Here is a 15,269-nt window from a genome sequence, read left to right on the forward strand (position 1 = left end):
CCCGTCATCGAGAATCCTTACTGTTCGTCGGCGGGATCCGGTTGGCCCCGGAACCGGTGCCACAACCGTCGGCCCGCGAGCAGCAGCAGGAGCGCACCGGCGCCTGCTGTGATGATCGCCAATGCACGACCGTACGCATTGGACCGCACATTGACGGTCGCAGCCTGCCCGAGTCGCGTCCCGTCGGTGGTGCTCAGGGAGAACTCCACCACCATCTTGCGCGAATCGCTCACTCGAGCGGGGATCTGCAGAGAACGACTTCCCCGTGGGGGCAGCTGCTGCGGGCCGATGTTCTCGATCTGCATCGCGTCGGGCGCGTCGACCGCCAGGTCGACGGTGATGCCGATGGGCAGATCGTTCCGCGCGACCAACAGCAGCGGGCTGGCCTCCGAGGCGAGGGTGAAGACACCGCCGGGCGCGAGGATCGTCACGGATCCGTACAGCCGGTCCAAGCCGGCGGTGACGTCGGCGGCACGGCGGCGCGCGGCCTGATCCGACTCCCCGCGCTGCCCGCCCCGGCGGTCCGACGTGGTCATCGCCCGCAGGAGATCCTCCCGGAGCGGAGCGACGTACAGCGCGGGCGAGATCGCGGCACGCGAATCGTCGATCAGCGCGGCCGCCAGCGCACCGATGCGGGCGTTCTGGGCAGCCACGACATCGCGGACATCGGCCGGTGCGCCGTCCTCCACGGCCGCGTCCGGGTAGTCCGACTCGGCCGCCTCCAGCGGAGGCGGGACCGCCAGCAGGTCGGACAGGGAGCGAGGCGTCGCGAGTCCGCTACGGAACAGGCCCGCGATGGTGCCGAGCACCGCGGAGGCCTCGTCGCGGTCGGGAGTCCAGGTCTGTGGCGGCGCGACGGTGAGTGATCGTGGGCCGTCCGTGGCAGCGACCGTGTCCGGGGCGCCGGCGTTCAGCGCGTCGAAGTGCAACGCGCCGAGCGCGTCCTGCAATCGGGCCGTGCGCGAGTCCTCGGCGACGTCGTACACCTGCTCACGCGGTGTCACGGACGGGGTCGTCGGGTGCTCGCCCACCGCGGACAGCGCGGTGGAGACCTCGGTGTCGTAGAGCGCGGCACGCAGCGGAGGGGTGCCCGCATCGGTCGCGAGGGTCACCGTGTCGGGGGTACTGACGGTCTGCACGGCGTCCTGTGCGAGCAGTGCGACCGTCCGGCCCGACGCCGCGACCATGGCCGCCCCCGCATCGTCGAGAGCACCCGCGTCCGGCCACAGGACGTCGCGGCGGGACGTGACTCCGAGGATCGAGTCGGCGACGTCCGCCGGCGTCGTGATCGCGGCAGAGGTCAGAACCGGGTCGGCCACGGCGGCGACGGCCGCGAGATCGGTCTGGGCGAACGGCACCGCGGTGACACACATCGAGGACGCGAGGGTGCGGACGCGATCGAGCCACGACGCGGCGGCGACGGCGCCGCTGCCCTCGGAGGCAGGGCCGGTGGGATCGGCCGGGTCGTCGACCACGAGGTAGCCCCGCGCCATGCTCGAGACGGTGACCAGCAGGTCGGGATCGACGGCGAGACATGTCGAGGACGCGAGTGCGCCCTCGGTGTCGACGGTCGGTCCGGTCGCGAACTCCAGTGCCGACACCAGTCCTTCGAGTCGACCGCCGGCGGAGAGCGAGGCGGCGAGGTCGTCGTCGTTCAGTCGCACCTCCTCGTCGACGGTGCCGGGCAGGCCCGCCGCCAGGTGTGGGCGGTCGGCCAGCGGCCAGAGCAGCGTCGTGGCGACGGGGCGTCCCGTGTCCGGTGGAAGCGGAACGGCATCGGGAGCGGCCGGATCGAGCACCGTGGTGTCCCGCGGCAGACCCGCGACGGGAAGCAGGAACGCGGCGTCGTCGAGCCGTGCCTCCTGCCCGTACTCGGGGTTGCCGTTGACGTTCACCATCATCGGATAGACACCCGGCCGATCCAGACCCAGCGACGGTCCGGTGGTCGAGCGCAGCGGCAGGGTCAGCTCGAACGGCAGCGTGTCGCCGCGTTGCAGCGCGGTGTCCGATCCGTCGCCGGTGAGCGACTCGAAGGGCCCGACCGTGTCGAAGCGGTCCTGATCCTCGGTGAGCGAGGTCCGGAGTTCGTCGGCCGTGCGTACCGCGGGTGCTCGCTGCAGCCGGACCGAGATGTCGCTGACCGCGCGGTCCCCGACGTTGGTCACCGTTCCCGTGACGGTGACGACCGGCGCACTGCTGGTGGAGACGGTGGTCGGCGTGACCTCGTCGACGGAGATCGACAGGAACGTGCCGTCGATCGAGGTGTCCGGTGGCGCAAGCGTGGCCGAGGGCGACGGTGTGCTCCGCGTCGTGGTGGGGTCGCTGGGCGGGGTGGAGGGTTGCGCTCCCGCGGGGACGGTCAGCCAGGCGAGCACGGCGAGGATCGCCATGACCACGGCGAGGCGCCGGGCCGTCGGTGCGGACCGGGTCATTCGGCGGCGGGAAGGTCGGAGACCGGTCGGGGGGAGGCGGGAAGGTCGGAGACCGGTCGGGGGGAGGCGGGAAGGTCGGAGACCGGTCGGGATGGTGCGGGAAGGTCGGAGACCGGTAGGGGGTTCTGCGTGTCGGCGGACTTCTCGCGCGCCATCGAGTCGATCATCTCGCCGGCTCGCTCGGCGAGCTTGCGCTCGTCGGCGTACGCGAGCCGGGAGTGCAGTTCGCTGAGCGGCACCCAGGCCACCTCGGTGACCTCGACGTCCTCGTCCGACAGTTCGCCGCCGAGGGATCGCAGCAGGTAGTGGTGGACGGTCTTGTGGACGCGTCGTCCCTCGGTCACGAACCAGTAGTCGATGCTTCCCAGGGGCGCGAGGACGGACCCGGTGATGCCGGTCTCCTCCTCCACTTCCCGCTCGGCGGTCTGCTCGGGCGTCTCGCCCTGCTCGATGTGACCCTTGGGCAGCGACCACAGCAGGCGGCCGCGTCGGTCGGTGCGACCGATGAGGGCGGCGCACAGTCCGTCGCGGGGTCCGTCGAGTCCGTCGACGACCAGGCCGCCGGCCGAGGTCTCTCGAACGGTGCGCAGTGTGGGTTTGTCGGCCCCTCGTGTTCCGGGGTCGGCGGCGGCACGAGGACGCCGTCGCACACCGCGACGTGTTCTCTTGGCTCGCTCGGCACCGGACACCCGATCGATACTAGTTCCGTCCGCCCTGCTCCCGGTGGGACGCACCGCGAAGTGCGCGCCTCGGTAGGGTGTGACGTCGTGCCTCCCCCGCCTGCCACCGATCCGGACCGCCGCGCACGGCTCCTCGCGTCGGGTGCCGTGGCCCTGCGCGCGCACGACGACATCCTCGGTCCACTGGGGTCGCTGTTCGCTGCGGCGGGCCACGAGTTGTACCTCGTCGGCGGGAGCGTCCGGGACGCTCTCCTGGGCCGCTTGAGCAGTGACCTCGACTTCACGACGAACGCTCTGCCCGAGCACGTGCAGGCGCTGCTGGCGGGCTGGGCCGACCATCAGTGGGACACCGGCATCGACTTCGGCACCGTCAGTGCGGTCAAGCACGGTCGGCAGATCGAGATCACGACGTTCCGGAGCGACAAGTACGACCGGGTGTCCCGGAATCCGATCGTGCAGTACGGCTCGACGCTCGAGGACGACCTGGTCCGGCGCGATTTCACACTCAACGCCATGGCGGTGGGGATCGGGCCGGACGGGGCCGGCGAGTTCGTCGATCCCCTGGGTGGCCTGGACGCGCTGCTCGAGGGAGTCCTGGACACGCCGACCACCCCGGAGGCGTCCTTCGACGACGATCCGCTCCGGATGCTGCGCGCTGCGCGGTTCGTCGCCCAGCTCGGCTTCACGATGCTGCCGCGGGTCCGCGCGGCGATCGAGAACATGGCGGAGCAGATCGACCGGATCACGGTCGAACGCGTCACCGCCGAGCTGGACAAGCTGATTCTCGGCGAGTTCGCCGTCGACGGCATCGACGCCCTGTGCGAGACGGGGATCGCGGCACGCATCCTCCCGGAGGTGCCGGCGATGACGCTCGAGATCGACGAGCATCACCAGCACAAGGACGTCTATCAGCACTCCCTGACGGTTCTGCAGCAGGCGATCGACCTCGAGGACGGCGATCCGGACCTGGTGCTCCGATGGGCGGCGCTGCTCCACGACATCGGCAAGCCCGACACCAAACGCAACGAGCCCGGCGGCGGGGTGAGCTTCCACCACCACGAGGTGGTGGGCGCCAAGATGGTGCGTCGCCGCCTGCGCGCACTGAAGTTCCCGAAGAAGCTGACCGATGACATCGCGCAGCTCGTCTTCCTTCATCTGCGTTTCCACGGCTACGGCAAGGGTCAGTGGACCGATTCGGCCGTGCGTCGTTACGTCACCGACGCCGGCGATCTGCTGCCCCGGCTGCACAAGCTGGTCCGCGCCGACTGCACCACCCGCAACAAGCGCCGTGCAGCGTCCCTGCAGGCGACGTACGACGATCTCGAGCGGCGTATCGCGGCACTCGCCGAGCAGGAGGACCTGGCCAGGGTGCGTCCGGATCTGGACGGCAACGCCATCATGGAACTGCTCGGCATTCCGGCCGGCCCGCAGGTGGGAGAGGCGTGGAAGTTCCTGAAGGAGCTTCGTCTCGACCGCGGGCCGCTCAGTCGTGAGGATGCGGAGAAGGAGCTCCTGGCGTGGTGGGCCGCGAGGTCCTGACGCCGATCCGGAGCGCGATCGCCGCTGCCGCCGCGTAGGCGACGACGCCGGCGACCACGCAGACGATGGCTGCGGACGTGTCGACCGCGGTCGACCCCGGACCGATCACGAGGGCCGCGCCCGCCACGGCGCCGACGAACGCCACGTTGAACACGGTGTCCTGTACTCCGAAGACGCGTCCGCGGGTGTCGTCGTCGATGTCCGTCTGCATGGCCGCGTCGGCGGTCAGCTTGACCGCTTGACCTGCGAACCCCAGGAGAAAGGCCGCGAGGATCAGCAGGTCCGGCACCAGCCCGACGACGAGGGTGGCCTGGGTGAGCGTGGCCAGGACCAGCGCACCGACCACGGTGCGCGTGCGGCCGAGGCGCGGCAGGAGAACGGGCGTGCCGAGTGCGGCGAGGAACATGCCCGCCGCGGCGGCACCCACCGTCAACCCGAAGCCCGCCACACCGCCGGGCAGGACGGACGAGCGCGCGCCCTCGCGCAGCACCAGCACCATGACGAGGGTGTCGATGCCGAAGGCAACCCGGTGGGCACCCACTCCCACCAGCGCGGCGGCGACGGACGGGGTACGGCGCACCGCGACGAAGCCGGACACCCAGTCGGCGAGAACGCGGCGGGTCGGGGCGGACACCGAGGCGGCGCCGGGACCCAGCCGTCCGGAAGCGAAGCCGCGCGCGAGGAGAGTCGCCGCGACGGCACCGACGGCGGACACGGCCGTCGCGAGGGCCGTGGCCCGATCCGACGGCCCGACGAGTCCGAGCACCAGGACAGCCACCGACGCGCCGACGGCGGAGACGACTGCGCCGACGGTGACCAGGGCGGCGTTGGTCGCGACGAGCGATCGCACCGGAACGACGTGCGGTAGCGACGCGGACAGGCCCGCCAGGACGAACCGGCTCACTCCGACGACGGCGAGGGCCGTGATCAGGACGGCCGTCGTCGAGGCGCCCGCGACGAGTTGCCCGGTGGCGCAGAGGATGAGGAGCGACTTCACGATGCCTGCGCGGGCGAGCACGGTCGCTCGATCGACGCGGTCGAGGATCCGCGCGGCGAACGGGCCGATCAGCGAGTACGGCAACAAGAGCACCGCGAAGCCGGCGGCGATCGCAGCGGGATCGCCGCCGCGCTGTGGGTCGAAGAGAATGGCGCCTCCGAGGGCGGCCTGGAACATGCCGTCGCCGAACTGAGAGGCGACACGCAGCGCGACCAGACGAGGTGCTCCGGGCTCGTGTCGGACGGATCGCAGCGCGTCGACGGCGCCGGTCCGCTCCGTTCGGGTCACGCGGGTGACACTAACCGCCGCCTCGGCGCGTCATCTCTCGCACTGTCGAGGCTGCCGGTGCCATGATGAGGAGGTGGCACACGCAGAAGAACCGGAGGACCGGACCGCGTCGGCCGATCAGGTGGTGCGGCCGGGATCGTTGCTGGTCTCGTCCACGGAACTCGTCGAACCGACGTTCCGTCGCACCGTGGTCTACATCATCGAGCACAACGACGCCGGCAGCCTGGGCGTCGTCATCAATCGGCCGAGCGAGACCGCTGTGCACACCGTGCTCCCGCAGTGGTCGGATCTCGCTGCGTCCCCGAAAGCGCTCTACGTGGGCGGACCCGTCAAACGCGACTCCGCACTGTGTCTGGCCACGCTGCGGTCCGGCGTGGACGTCGACGACGTGCGGGGCATCCGTCGAGTGGACGGCCGTGTCGTGATGGTCGACCTGGACTCCGACCCGGCTGCGATCGCCCCGCTGGTGGAGGGCATGCGCATCTTCGCCGGCTACTCGGGATGGACGCTCGGGCAGCTCGAGGGAGAACTCGAGCGGGACGACTGGATGGTGGTGTCCGCGCTGCCGTCCGACGTCGTGGGCCCGCCGCGCGTCGATCTGTGGGCGCAGGTGTTGCGCCGTCAGCCGCTGCCGCTGGCGATGCTGGCGACCCACCCGATCGACGTCGACCGGAACTGAGACCGAAGTTCTCGTCAGTGGGCGAAGTGCCGAGCGTGCGAGTGCCCGTCGCCGTCGGTGGAGAGCGACGCCAGGACGGCGTCGATCGCTTCGCACAGCATCCTACCCAGGTCTGCCGAGAAGCCCTCTCGCACAACAATTCTCAGGACCGAGACCGACTCGGCACGGGCCGGCATGGTGTACGCGGGAACCTGCCACCCGCGGGCGCGGAGTTCGTGAGAGACGTCGAAGACGGTGAAACCGCAGTTCTCCCGCAGCGCGAATGCCACCACCGGGATGTCGGACCCGTCGGAGATGACGTCGACGTCGCCGTGCTCGCGCAGGTGGTCGGCGACGCGGGTCGCGGTCGAGCGCAGCGAGGTCATGACATCCGTGTAGCCGGCGCGGCCGAGGCGGAGGAAGTTGTAGTACTGACCGATCACCTGATTGCCCGGGCGTGAGAAGTTCAGGGTGAACGTCGGCATGTCACCGCCGAGGTAGTTGACGCGGAACACGAGGTCCTCGGGGAGGTCCTCCTTCTCGCGCCACACGACGAATCCCAGGCCGGGGTAGGTCAGTCCGTACTTGTGACCACTGGCGTTGACGGACTTCACGCGCGGCAACCGGAAGTCCCACACCAGATCCGGGTTCAGGAACGGGACCACGAAACCGCCGCTGGCTCCGTCCACGTGGATGGGGACGTCCGGCCCGCCGGCCGCGGCGATCTCGTCGAGCACGGCCGAGATCTCCTCGACCGGTTCGAGTTCGCCGGTGAACGTGGTCCCGAGGATCGCGAGCACGCCGATGGTGTTCTCGTCGACGGCGTCGCGCACCTGGTCGGCCGTGACGACGTAGCGGCCCGGCTCCATGTCGAGGTACTTCGGCTCCACGTCGAAGTAGCGACAGAACTTCTCCCAGACCACCTGGACATCGTCCCCAACACGAGGTTGGGCCGACCGGTGTCCGCACCGGCCGCGGTCCGACGTGCGCGCCACCGCCATTTCAGTGCCAGACCGGCGAGCATGACGGCCTCGGACGAACCGATGGTCGAGACGCCCGTCGCGCTGGACGGATCGGTCGGGTCGAGCCCGGGCGCGTTCCAGAGATCCGCCACCATGTTGACGCACCGCTCCTCGATCGCCGCGGTGGCCGGGTACTCGTCCTTGTCGATCATGTTCTTGTCGAACGTCTCGGCCATCAGCTTCTCGGCCTCGGGCTCCATCCACGTGGTGACGAACGTGGCGAGGTTGAGACGGGAACTGCCGTCGAGCATCAGCTCGTCGTGGATGAAGCGGTACGTGACGTCGGGATCCATGCGGTCGTCCGGCAGTCGCAGCGCCGGAACGGGATCGTTGGCCAAGCGCCCGGTGTAGGCAGGAGAGATCGTTCCGTCTCGCGGGATTCTCGTCACGACGCCACGCTACTGCGGTGACGGAGGCGGTGCCTGTGAACTTCCGGTGTCATTCCAGGAGTGATGCGGCCACTCGCAGATCGGCGACGAGTGCGTCGAACGCGGCATCGCGTTCGTCGTCCGGCGCTCGGAGGACGGCCGACGGGTGCGCGGTGGCAACAGCTCTCGCCTCGCCCACCTCGAGGACGCGCCCCCGGTCGACACCGATCCGGAACGAGGTCCCCAGCATCGCCTGCGCCGCCGTCGCGCCGAGGAGGACCACGACGGACGGGTCGACGGCGCGGATCTCCGCCTCGAGCCACGGGTGACACGCGACGACCTCCGAGCGCAGCGGCTTCTTGTGGATGCGCCGCGGGCCGCGGTCGGCACGCGTGAATTTGAAGTGCTTGACCGCGTTGGTGACGTAGGTCAGCTCCCGGTCGATATCCGCCTGCGCCAGAGCACGATTCAGGAGCGCACCCGCCGGGCCGACGAAGGGCTGTGCCCGTCGATCCTCCTGATCCCCCGGTTGCTCGCCGATGAGCATCATGCGAGCGGACGGGGTGCCGGCTCCGAACACCGTGTTCTCCGCGGGCTCCCACAGGTCGCATCCCCGGCAACTGCGGGCGGCGTCGGCGAGAACGCGGAGATCGTCGGACTCGGGCACGAAGGTGCCTGCGCCGGGAAACTTCGGGGCCATGTCTTCGGTGGTACCCGCCACGGACCCGGTGACACCTGTTTGGCACCCCCCACGGCCGGGGCATGCCACGGCGATGACCGACCAGTACACGTTCACCGATCCCGTCACCCAGTACCGACAGGACGGGTACCCCGAGCAGCACCAGGATCCGCCGGGCCTCGCCGCGGAACTCGAGCCCAAGGCCGACCACGGTGAGGGCAGCTACCGCGGCACCGGCCGGCTGACCGGGCGCAAGGCACTGGTCACCGGTGCGGACAGCGGCATCGGCCGCGCCGTCGCCATCGCGCTGGCCCGCGAGGGCGCCGACGTCGTTCTCAACTACCTGCCGTCGGAGGAGAAGGACGCGCAGGAGGTGGCCGACCTGGTGCGCACCGCCGGGAGGACCGCGGTACTCGCTCCCGCCGACCTCACGGACGAGTCCGCGGCTCGCGGCATCGTGCGCACCACCGTCGAGAAGTTCGGTGGCATAGACCTTCTCGTGAACGTCGCCGGCAAGCAGCAGTACGTCGAGAAGCTCGAGGACCTGAGCCCGGAGCAGTTCGACGCCACGTTCAAGACCAACGTGTACGCGCTGTTCTGGATCATCCAGGAAGCGGTTCCGCACATGCCGGCAGGCTCGACCATCGTCAACACGAGCTCGATCCAGGCCTACACGCCGTCACCGGGGCTCGTGGACTACGCGACGACCAAGATGGCGATCAACACGATGAGCAAGGCGCTGGCGCAGCAACTCGCTCCTCGTGGGATTCGCGTCAACGTCGTTGCTCCCGGTCCGTTCTGGACGCCCCTGCAGGCGTCCGGTGGACAGCCCACGTCGGCGCTGCCCGAGTTCGGCCAGGAGACGCCGCTCGGTCGTGCGGGTCAGCCCGCCGAGTTGGCCGGTGCCTACGTGTACCTCTCGTCGGCCGAGTCCGGGTACGTCACCGGCGACACGCTGAACGTCAACGGCGGCATGCCGACGCCGTAGTCGCCCGATCGTCGACTTCCGGCCCCGCTTTCCGGGGTCGGAAGTCCACGATCACCGGAGCTCTCGGGCCTACCCTGGTGACATGACCGACTTCTCGTCCGACCAGGCCGCGTCGTTGCCCGATGCGGAGGTACTCGATCTCGTCGTTGCACTCACGAGTGCTCGCCCGGCGCTGCGGGCGGTGTACGACGCCGCGCTGGGCCTCACCCCGGAAGCGTCCGTCGACCCCGACATCGTGCCGCGCACGCCGTCGGTGACCGACATCCCCCAGGTTCCGACGGACCCGGGGTTCACCGATGCCGGAGTGCCCACCTTCGACGCGGTGCGCGAACGCATCGACGGGCGTTCGGGGCGCGCGGTGGGTTCCACCGAGCTGGACGCCGAGAGCGCGGTCGGACGCACCGAGGCGGAGAAGTTCGCCGAGCGGGAGCGGGCCGGCAAGGCGCGCCTCGACGAGATCAGGAAGTCGATGCAGCGTCCCTGATCGCCTCGCGCTCGTAGCGGCCCGCCAGGACGGCGCACACCACGAGTTGGATCTGGTGGAAGATCAGCAGGGGAAGCACGATCACTCCCACGGGTTGCCCGACGAAGAGCACGGAGGCGATCGCGATGCCGCTGGCCAGGCTCTTCTTCGACCCGCAGAACACCACGACGATGCGGTCGGCGCGAGACATGCGCAATGTTCGCGCGATCCCGGCTGTCGCCGCGAGAACAACAGCGAGCAGTGCACTGCACAAGACCACCACTGCGACGATCTGCCACGGCGTCGTGGCAGCCCAGACTCCCTCGACCCGTGACGCACTGAATGCGGCGTAGACGATCAGGAGGATCGATCCGCGGTCGACGAGCAGCGTGGTGGACCGGTGCCGCGCCACCCGTCCTGCGAGCCATCGCCTCGCGAACTGTCCGGCCACGAACGGCAGCAGGAGTTGGAGCATGATGTCGACGATCGATCCGGCATCGATGCTCGCTCCGCCGGTCGTGCTCATCAGCAGGACCACCAGCAGCGGCGTCGCGAACACTCCGATGATGTTGGACAGCGACGCGCTGACGACGGCGCCGGCGACGTTGCCGCGGGCGATCGAGGTGAAGGCGATCGACGACTGGATCGTGGACGGAACGAGGCAGAGGTAGAGCATCCCGGTGTACAGATCGTCGGTCAGCAGTCCCGGCGCGAGCACCCGTACGCCGAGCCCGAGGAGCGGGAACAGCAGGTACGTGCAGGCGAGAACCACTCCGTGCAGCCGCCAGTGCCGGACGCCGTCCATAGCGTCGCGAGGGGACAGTCGAACTCCGTAGAGGAAGAACAGCAGCGCGATACCGACAGTGGTGACCCACGACAGGACGTCCGCTGCGGTGCCGGAGACCGGGAACACGGTGGCCGCGATGGCAGCAGCGGAGATCGCGAGGACGAAGCCGTCGAGCGCTCTGATGGTGCCTGTCAGGGAGAACGCCACGTCAGGACGGCTGGCACGCGTCCTTGAGGCTGCACGAGATGCAGCTGTGGCCGCATCCACCGGTCTCCTCGACCGGCACTGCGGCCGCGGCGCGGGTGCCCATGGCACCGCCGTACGCAGCGGTGACGAGCGCGGCGACGGTGGTCAGCACGGCGGCGACCACGCCGAAGATGCCGCCCGGCGCGAGGGTCGCCACTGCGCCGACCAGCAGGAAGACCGCGGCGGCGGCCGTCGTCGGGCCGGCGACTCGGTTGGCGACGGTGAACGTCTCGTCCGAGCGCATGCTCGCTTCCGTTCGGACTCCGGCGACGGAGTTGCGCTTCAAGCGGCCGGTCAGACCGAGGAACGCCACCGCGCCCAGCGCCACGGCGCTGACGAGGAGTACGAGCAGAAGGATCACGGACACGACAATCACGAGCACCACTTTACGGCGTCGTGGCCGGGCGTCCGCGTGCGGATCGTCACGCTTTACGCTGGTCGGGTGAGTGAACACGGCGACATCTCCCCCGACACGACCCCCGGCCACCGCTACACGGCGGATCTGGCGGGTTCCCTCGAGTCGCGCTGGCAGGAGCGGTGGGCCGCCGAGGGGACGTTCGACGCACCCAATCCGGTGGGCGAGCTCAGCACCGGCGATCCGGTTCCGACCGACAAGTTGTTCGTGCAGGACATGTTCCCGTACCCGTCCGGCAGCGGTCTGCACGTCGGCCACCCGCTCGGTTACATCGCGACGGACGTGTTCGCCCGCTACCACCGCATGCAGGGCCGCAACGTGCTGCACACGCTGGGTTACGACGCCTTCGGCCTGCCCGCCGAGCAGTACGCGGTGCAGACGGGAACGCACCCGCGCACCACCACCGAGGCGAACATCGCCAACATGCGCCGGCAGCTGGGGCGGCTGGGACTCGGTCACGACACCCGTCGCTCGCTCGCCACGACGGACGTCGACTTCTATCACTGGACGCAGTGGATCTTCCTGCAGATCTTCGATTCCTGGTACGACACCGAGGCCGGTAAGGCACGACGGATCGTCGAGCTCGAGGAGGAGTTCACCTCCGGTGCTCGGACTCTGGACGACGGGCGTGCGTGGGCCGATCTCTCGGTCTCCGAGCGTCGCGACGTCATCGACGGTCATCGTCTGGTCTACCAGTCCAACTCGCTGGTCAACTGGTGCCCCGGTCTGGGCACCGTGCTGGCCAACGAGGAGGTCACCGCCGACGGTCGCAGCGACCGCGGCAACTTCCCGGTGTTCCGGAAGAACCTGCGCCAGTGGATGATGCGGATCACCGCGTACTCCGACCGGTTGATCGACGACCTGGATCTGCTCGATTGGCCGGACAAGGTCAAGACGATGCAGCGCAACTGGATCGGGCGCTCCCGCGGCGCCGAGGTGACGTTCGTCGCCGGTCTGCCGCACGGGTCCGGCACCGCCGACATCGACGTGTTCACCACCCGCCCCGACACGCTCTTCGGCGCCACCTACGTGGTGCTGGCACCCGAACACCCGCTGGTGGACGACATCACGGCGGCGGCATGGCCGACGGACACCGACGAGCGCTGGACGCACGGTGAGGGAACTCCCGTGCTCGCGGTCGGTGCCTACCGTCGTGCGATCGCAGCCAAGTCGGACCTCGAGCGCCAGGAGAACAAGGAGAAGACCGGTGTGTTCACCGGCGCCTTCGCCGTCAACCCCGTCAACGGCGCGTCGGTGCCGGTCTTCATCGCCGACTACGTCCTGACCGGCTACGGCACCGGTGCCATCATGGCCGTCCCGGGTCACGACCAGCGTGACTGGGAGTTCGCCACGAAGTTCGGACTGCCTGTGGTGCAGGTCATCTCGGGCGACGCTGTCGACGAGTCCGCGTGGACCGGCGACGGCGAGCTGATCAACTCCGATTTCCTGGACGGCCTCACCGTCGACGCGGCCAAGGCGCGTGTCATCGAGCACCTCGAGTCCGAGGGCCGCGGCAGGGGCACCATCCAGTACAAGCTGCGCGATTGGCTGTTCGCCCGTCAGCGGTACTGGGGCGAGCCCTTCCCGGTGGTGTACGACGCGGAGGGCAAGGCGCACCCGTTGCCGGATTCTGCTCTGCCGGTGGAACTTCCGGAGGTGGAGGACTACGCACCCGTGTCGTTCGACCCGGACGACGCGAACAGTGAGCCGTCTCCCCCGTTGGCGAAGGCGACCGACTGGGTGAACGTCGAGCTCGACCTGGGCGACGGGCTGCAGACGTACACGCGCGACACCAATGTCATGCCGCAGTGGGCCGGTAGCTCGTGGTACCAGCTGCGCTACATCGATCCGACCAACTCCGAGCAGATGTGCGCTCCGGAGAACGAGGCGTACTGGATGGGACCGCGCCCCGACGTTCACGGCGAGAACGACCCCGGCGGCCTCGACCTCTATGTCGGCGGCGTGGAACACGCTGTGCTGCACCTGCTGTACGCGCGGTTCTGGCACAAGGTGCTGTTCGACCTGGGGCACGTCAGCTCGAAGGAGCCGTACCGCCGCCTGTACAACCAAGGCTACATCCAGGCGTACGCGTTCACCGACGCGCGCGGCGTCTACGTCGCGGCCGACGAGGTGGAGGAGCGCGACGGCGGGTACTTCCACGACGGGCAGCCCGTCACTCGTGAGTACGGGAAGATGGGCAAGTCCCTGAAGAACTCCGTCTCCCCCGACGAGATCTTCACCGAGTACGGCGCGGACACCCTGCGCATGTACGAGATGTCGATGGGTCCGTTGGACACGTCCCGGCCGTGGGCGACCAAGGACGTCGTCGGCGCGCACCGTTTCCTGCAGCGCGTCTGGCGTCTGGTGGTCGACGAGGAGACCGGCGCTGTCCGGACCACCGACGCGACGCCGAGCGACGCCACGCTGAAGGCACTCAACCGGACCGTCGAGGGTGTCGACGCGGACTACGCTGCGCTGCGCGACAACACGGCCGGCGCGAAACTCATCGAGTACACCAACCACCTCACGAAGGAGTACCCGCAGGGCGCACCTCGGGACGCCGTCGAGCCGTTGGTGCTGATGCTGGCTCCTCTCGCACCACACATCGCCGAGGAACTGTGGAAGACGTTGGGACACAGCGAGTCACTGGCTCACGGTCCCTTCCCCACGGTCGACGAGAAGTGGCTCGTGGACGACACGGTGGACTACCCGATCCAGGTCAACGGCAAGGTGCGCAGTCGTATCACGGTGGCGGCCGACGCGTCCCGCGAGGACGTGCAGGCGGTGGCCCTGGCCGACGAGAAGATCGTCGCGCTTCTCGACGGCAAGGATCCGAAGAAGGTCATCGTCGTGCCGGGCAGAATGGTGAACATCGTTCTGTAGCTCGACCGACCTCACCACACCAGGTCGTCGGCTCCCTCGATCTCGCGCCATTCGACGGGCCGGGCGCCGGGAACCAGGGCGAGGCGATCGGCCGCCGTCAGCTCGGCCATCGCCAGGCTGGTCGCAGCGGCGATGTCGGTGATCGGCACCTGATACGTGCGGTACGCCCCGAGCGGAGGGATGTCGCTCGCCAGGACGCCGCGTTCGAGAATGGGTGCCAGCGACTCCGACTGGTCGAGCACGTAGCCGGTCGCGGCGAGCACGTCGTTCTGCCACCAGGCCGCGATCTTGAAGAAGCGCCGCGGGATCGCGACACCGCGGTAGACGGGATCGTCCTCGGCGAACACGCAGCCGCTGAAGACGGAGATCGTCTGCCCGTACGTCCGCGCGTGCTCGAGCACGTAGTCCTCGAGGCCGAGCCAGAGAGTCTTGGACTGGTTCAGCGTGGCCGTCTGCGGTCCGCACACCGTGTAGTGGAACGTGTCCTCGTTGGCCTGCTCGGCGACGTCACGCGAACCCCACACCGGGTCGCGTCGTCGTACGAGATGCCCACGGTCGATGTCGTTGTTCGCGTACAGCTCCGGGCCCGCCTGCGCGGTCGCCGGCAGTCGCGGATCGAGGCGCCAGTCGTCTCCGCGGTCCACCTCCTGCAACGCGCCGCCGTCGATGTTCACCGCGGTCACGGCGGCGAGGCGCCGTTCGGTGTCCATCGACACGGAGAAGTGCGTGTAGGTCAGGACGGTCAGGTCCGGCCGGGCGGGGAGCGGCAGCGGGGTGGTGGACAGGAAGGTCTCGTCGTATCCCATGCCGTCATTCAGCCACGG

At 69.3% G+C, this 15,269-nt stretch carries 12 protein-coding genes and 1 pseudogene; 5 read left to right on the forward strand and 8 right to left on the reverse strand.

All coding sequences use genetic code 11. The annotated features are described in order from the left end of the window. Nucleotides 1–17: 17 nt before the first annotated feature. On the reverse strand, nucleotides 18–2,432 hold the full coding sequence (locus tag J4E04_RS00550; RefSeq protein ID WP_490149676.1) for a DUF6049 family protein: 2,415 nt from the start codon (nucleotides 2,430–2,432) through the stop codon (nucleotides 18–20). Continuing rightward, a complete protein-coding gene (locus J4E04_RS00555) occupies nucleotides 2,429–3,121 on the reverse strand; it encodes an NUDIX hydrolase (protein ID WP_490149677.1) in 693 nt (230 codons plus the stop codon). Before J4E04_RS00555 ends, J4E04_RS00550 begins: the two co-directional genes overlap by 4 nt. Nucleotides 3,122–3,199: 78 nt before the next feature. Between J4E04_RS00555 and J4E04_RS00560 the strand changes: the two genes are divergently transcribed. After that, nucleotides 3,200–4,651, forward strand: coding sequence for a CCA tRNA nucleotidyltransferase (locus J4E04_RS00560; RefSeq protein ID WP_490149678.1), 1,452 nt, complete (start codon nucleotides 3,200–3,202; stop codon nucleotides 4,649–4,651). On the opposite strand, the gene J4E04_RS00565 is transcribed toward J4E04_RS00560, so the two are convergent. Then, nucleotides 4,596–5,936 carry an MFS transporter gene (locus tag J4E04_RS00565; protein ID WP_490149679.1) on the reverse strand — a complete coding sequence of 447 codons (1,341 nt, stop codon included), beginning with the start codon at nucleotides 5,934–5,936 and terminating at the stop codon, nucleotides 4,596–4,598. The genes J4E04_RS00560 and J4E04_RS00565 overlap by 56 nt on opposite strands. Before the next feature lie 73 nt (nucleotides 5,937–6,009). On the opposite strand from J4E04_RS00565, the gene J4E04_RS00570 reads away from it, so the two are divergent. Continuing rightward, on the forward strand, nucleotides 6,010–6,615 hold the full coding sequence (locus tag J4E04_RS00570) for a YqgE/AlgH family protein (protein WP_204869425.1): 606 nt from the start codon (nucleotides 6,010–6,012) through the stop codon (nucleotides 6,613–6,615). Between the two features lie 14 nt (nucleotides 6,616–6,629). On the opposite strand, the pseudogene gad reads toward J4E04_RS00570, so the two are convergent. Both gad and J4E04_RS00580 read right to left on the reverse strand, forming a co-directional pair. Next, nucleotides 6,630–7,909, reverse strand: a pseudogene (gene gad / locus J4E04_RS00575) (glutamate decarboxylase). 145 nt (nucleotides 7,910–8,054) lie between these two features. Then, nucleotides 8,055–8,684 carry a UdgX family uracil-DNA binding protein gene (locus J4E04_RS00580; protein ID WP_027505975.1) on the reverse strand — a complete coding sequence of 210 codons (630 nt, stop codon included), beginning with the start codon at nucleotides 8,682–8,684 and terminating at the stop codon, nucleotides 8,055–8,057. Nucleotides 8,685–8,757: 73 nt separating this feature from the next. Between J4E04_RS00580 and J4E04_RS00585 the strand changes: the two genes are divergently transcribed. Both J4E04_RS00585 and J4E04_RS00590 read left to right on the forward strand, forming a co-directional pair. After that, nucleotides 8,758–9,651, forward strand: coding sequence for a glucose 1-dehydrogenase (locus J4E04_RS00585; RefSeq protein WP_204869424.1), 894 nt, complete (start codon nucleotides 8,758–8,760; stop codon nucleotides 9,649–9,651). A gap of 82 nt (nucleotides 9,652–9,733) precedes the next feature. After that, nucleotides 9,734–10,135 (forward strand): hypothetical protein, encoded by a 402-nt coding sequence (locus tag J4E04_RS00590; RefSeq protein WP_027505977.1) that lies wholly within the window; start codon nucleotides 9,734–9,736, stop codon nucleotides 10,133–10,135. On the opposite strand, the gene J4E04_RS00595 is transcribed toward J4E04_RS00590, so the two are convergent. Next, nucleotides 10,110–11,108, reverse strand: a complete 999-nt coding sequence (locus J4E04_RS00595) for a bile acid:sodium symporter family protein (RefSeq protein WP_490149680.1) — start codon at nucleotides 11,106–11,108, stop codon at nucleotides 10,110–10,112. The two genes, J4E04_RS00590 and J4E04_RS00595, sit on opposite strands and share 26 nt — an antisense overlap. A 1-nt stretch (nucleotide 11,109) precedes the next feature. Beyond that, nucleotides 11,110–11,523, reverse strand: coding sequence for an SdpI family protein (locus tag J4E04_RS00600; RefSeq protein WP_490149681.1), 414 nt, complete (start codon nucleotides 11,521–11,523; stop codon nucleotides 11,110–11,112). A gap of 66 nt (nucleotides 11,524–11,589) precedes the next feature. On the opposite strand from J4E04_RS00600, the gene leuS reads away from it, so the two are divergent. Beyond that, the gene (leuS, locus tag J4E04_RS00605; RefSeq protein WP_490149682.1) at nucleotides 11,590–14,445 is read left to right on the forward strand and encodes a leucine--tRNA ligase; all 2,856 of its coding nucleotides are present in this window, start codon (nucleotides 11,590–11,592) and stop codon (nucleotides 14,443–14,445) included. A gap of 11 nt (nucleotides 14,446–14,456) precedes the next feature. Here the strand turns inward: leuS and J4E04_RS00610 are convergent, their stop codons facing one another. Continuing rightward, entirely contained in the window at nucleotides 14,457–15,251 is a 795-nt protein-coding gene (locus tag J4E04_RS00610) for a DNA/RNA non-specific endonuclease (protein WP_490149683.1), read from the reverse strand. Between the last annotated feature and the right edge of the window lie 18 nt (nucleotides 15,252–15,269).

It is taken from the genome of Rhodococcus sp. NFXS4, from assembly GCF_058139645.1.

What these genes read in the sequence shown, in the direction of transcription:
- J4E04_RS00590 (WP_027505977.1), top strand. Translation starts at nt 9,734, where the DNA reads ATGACCGACTTCTCGTCCGACCAGGCCGCGTCGTTGCCCGATGCGGAG.
- J4E04_RS00580 (WP_027505975.1), bottom strand. Translation starts at nt 8,684, where the DNA reads ATGGCCCCGAAGTTTCCCGGCGCAGGCACCTTCGTGCCCGAGTCCGAC.
- J4E04_RS00610 (WP_490149683.1), bottom strand. Translation starts at nt 15,251, where the DNA reads ATGGGATACGACGAGACCTTCCTGTCCACCACCCCGCTGCCGCTCCCC.
- J4E04_RS00550 (WP_490149676.1), bottom strand. Translation starts at nt 2,432, where the DNA reads ATGACCCGGTCCGCACCGACGGCCCGGCGCCTCGCCGTGGTCATGGCG.
- J4E04_RS00585 (WP_204869424.1), top strand. Translation starts at nt 8,758, where the DNA reads ATGACCGACCAGTACACGTTCACCGATCCCGTCACCCAGTACCGACAG.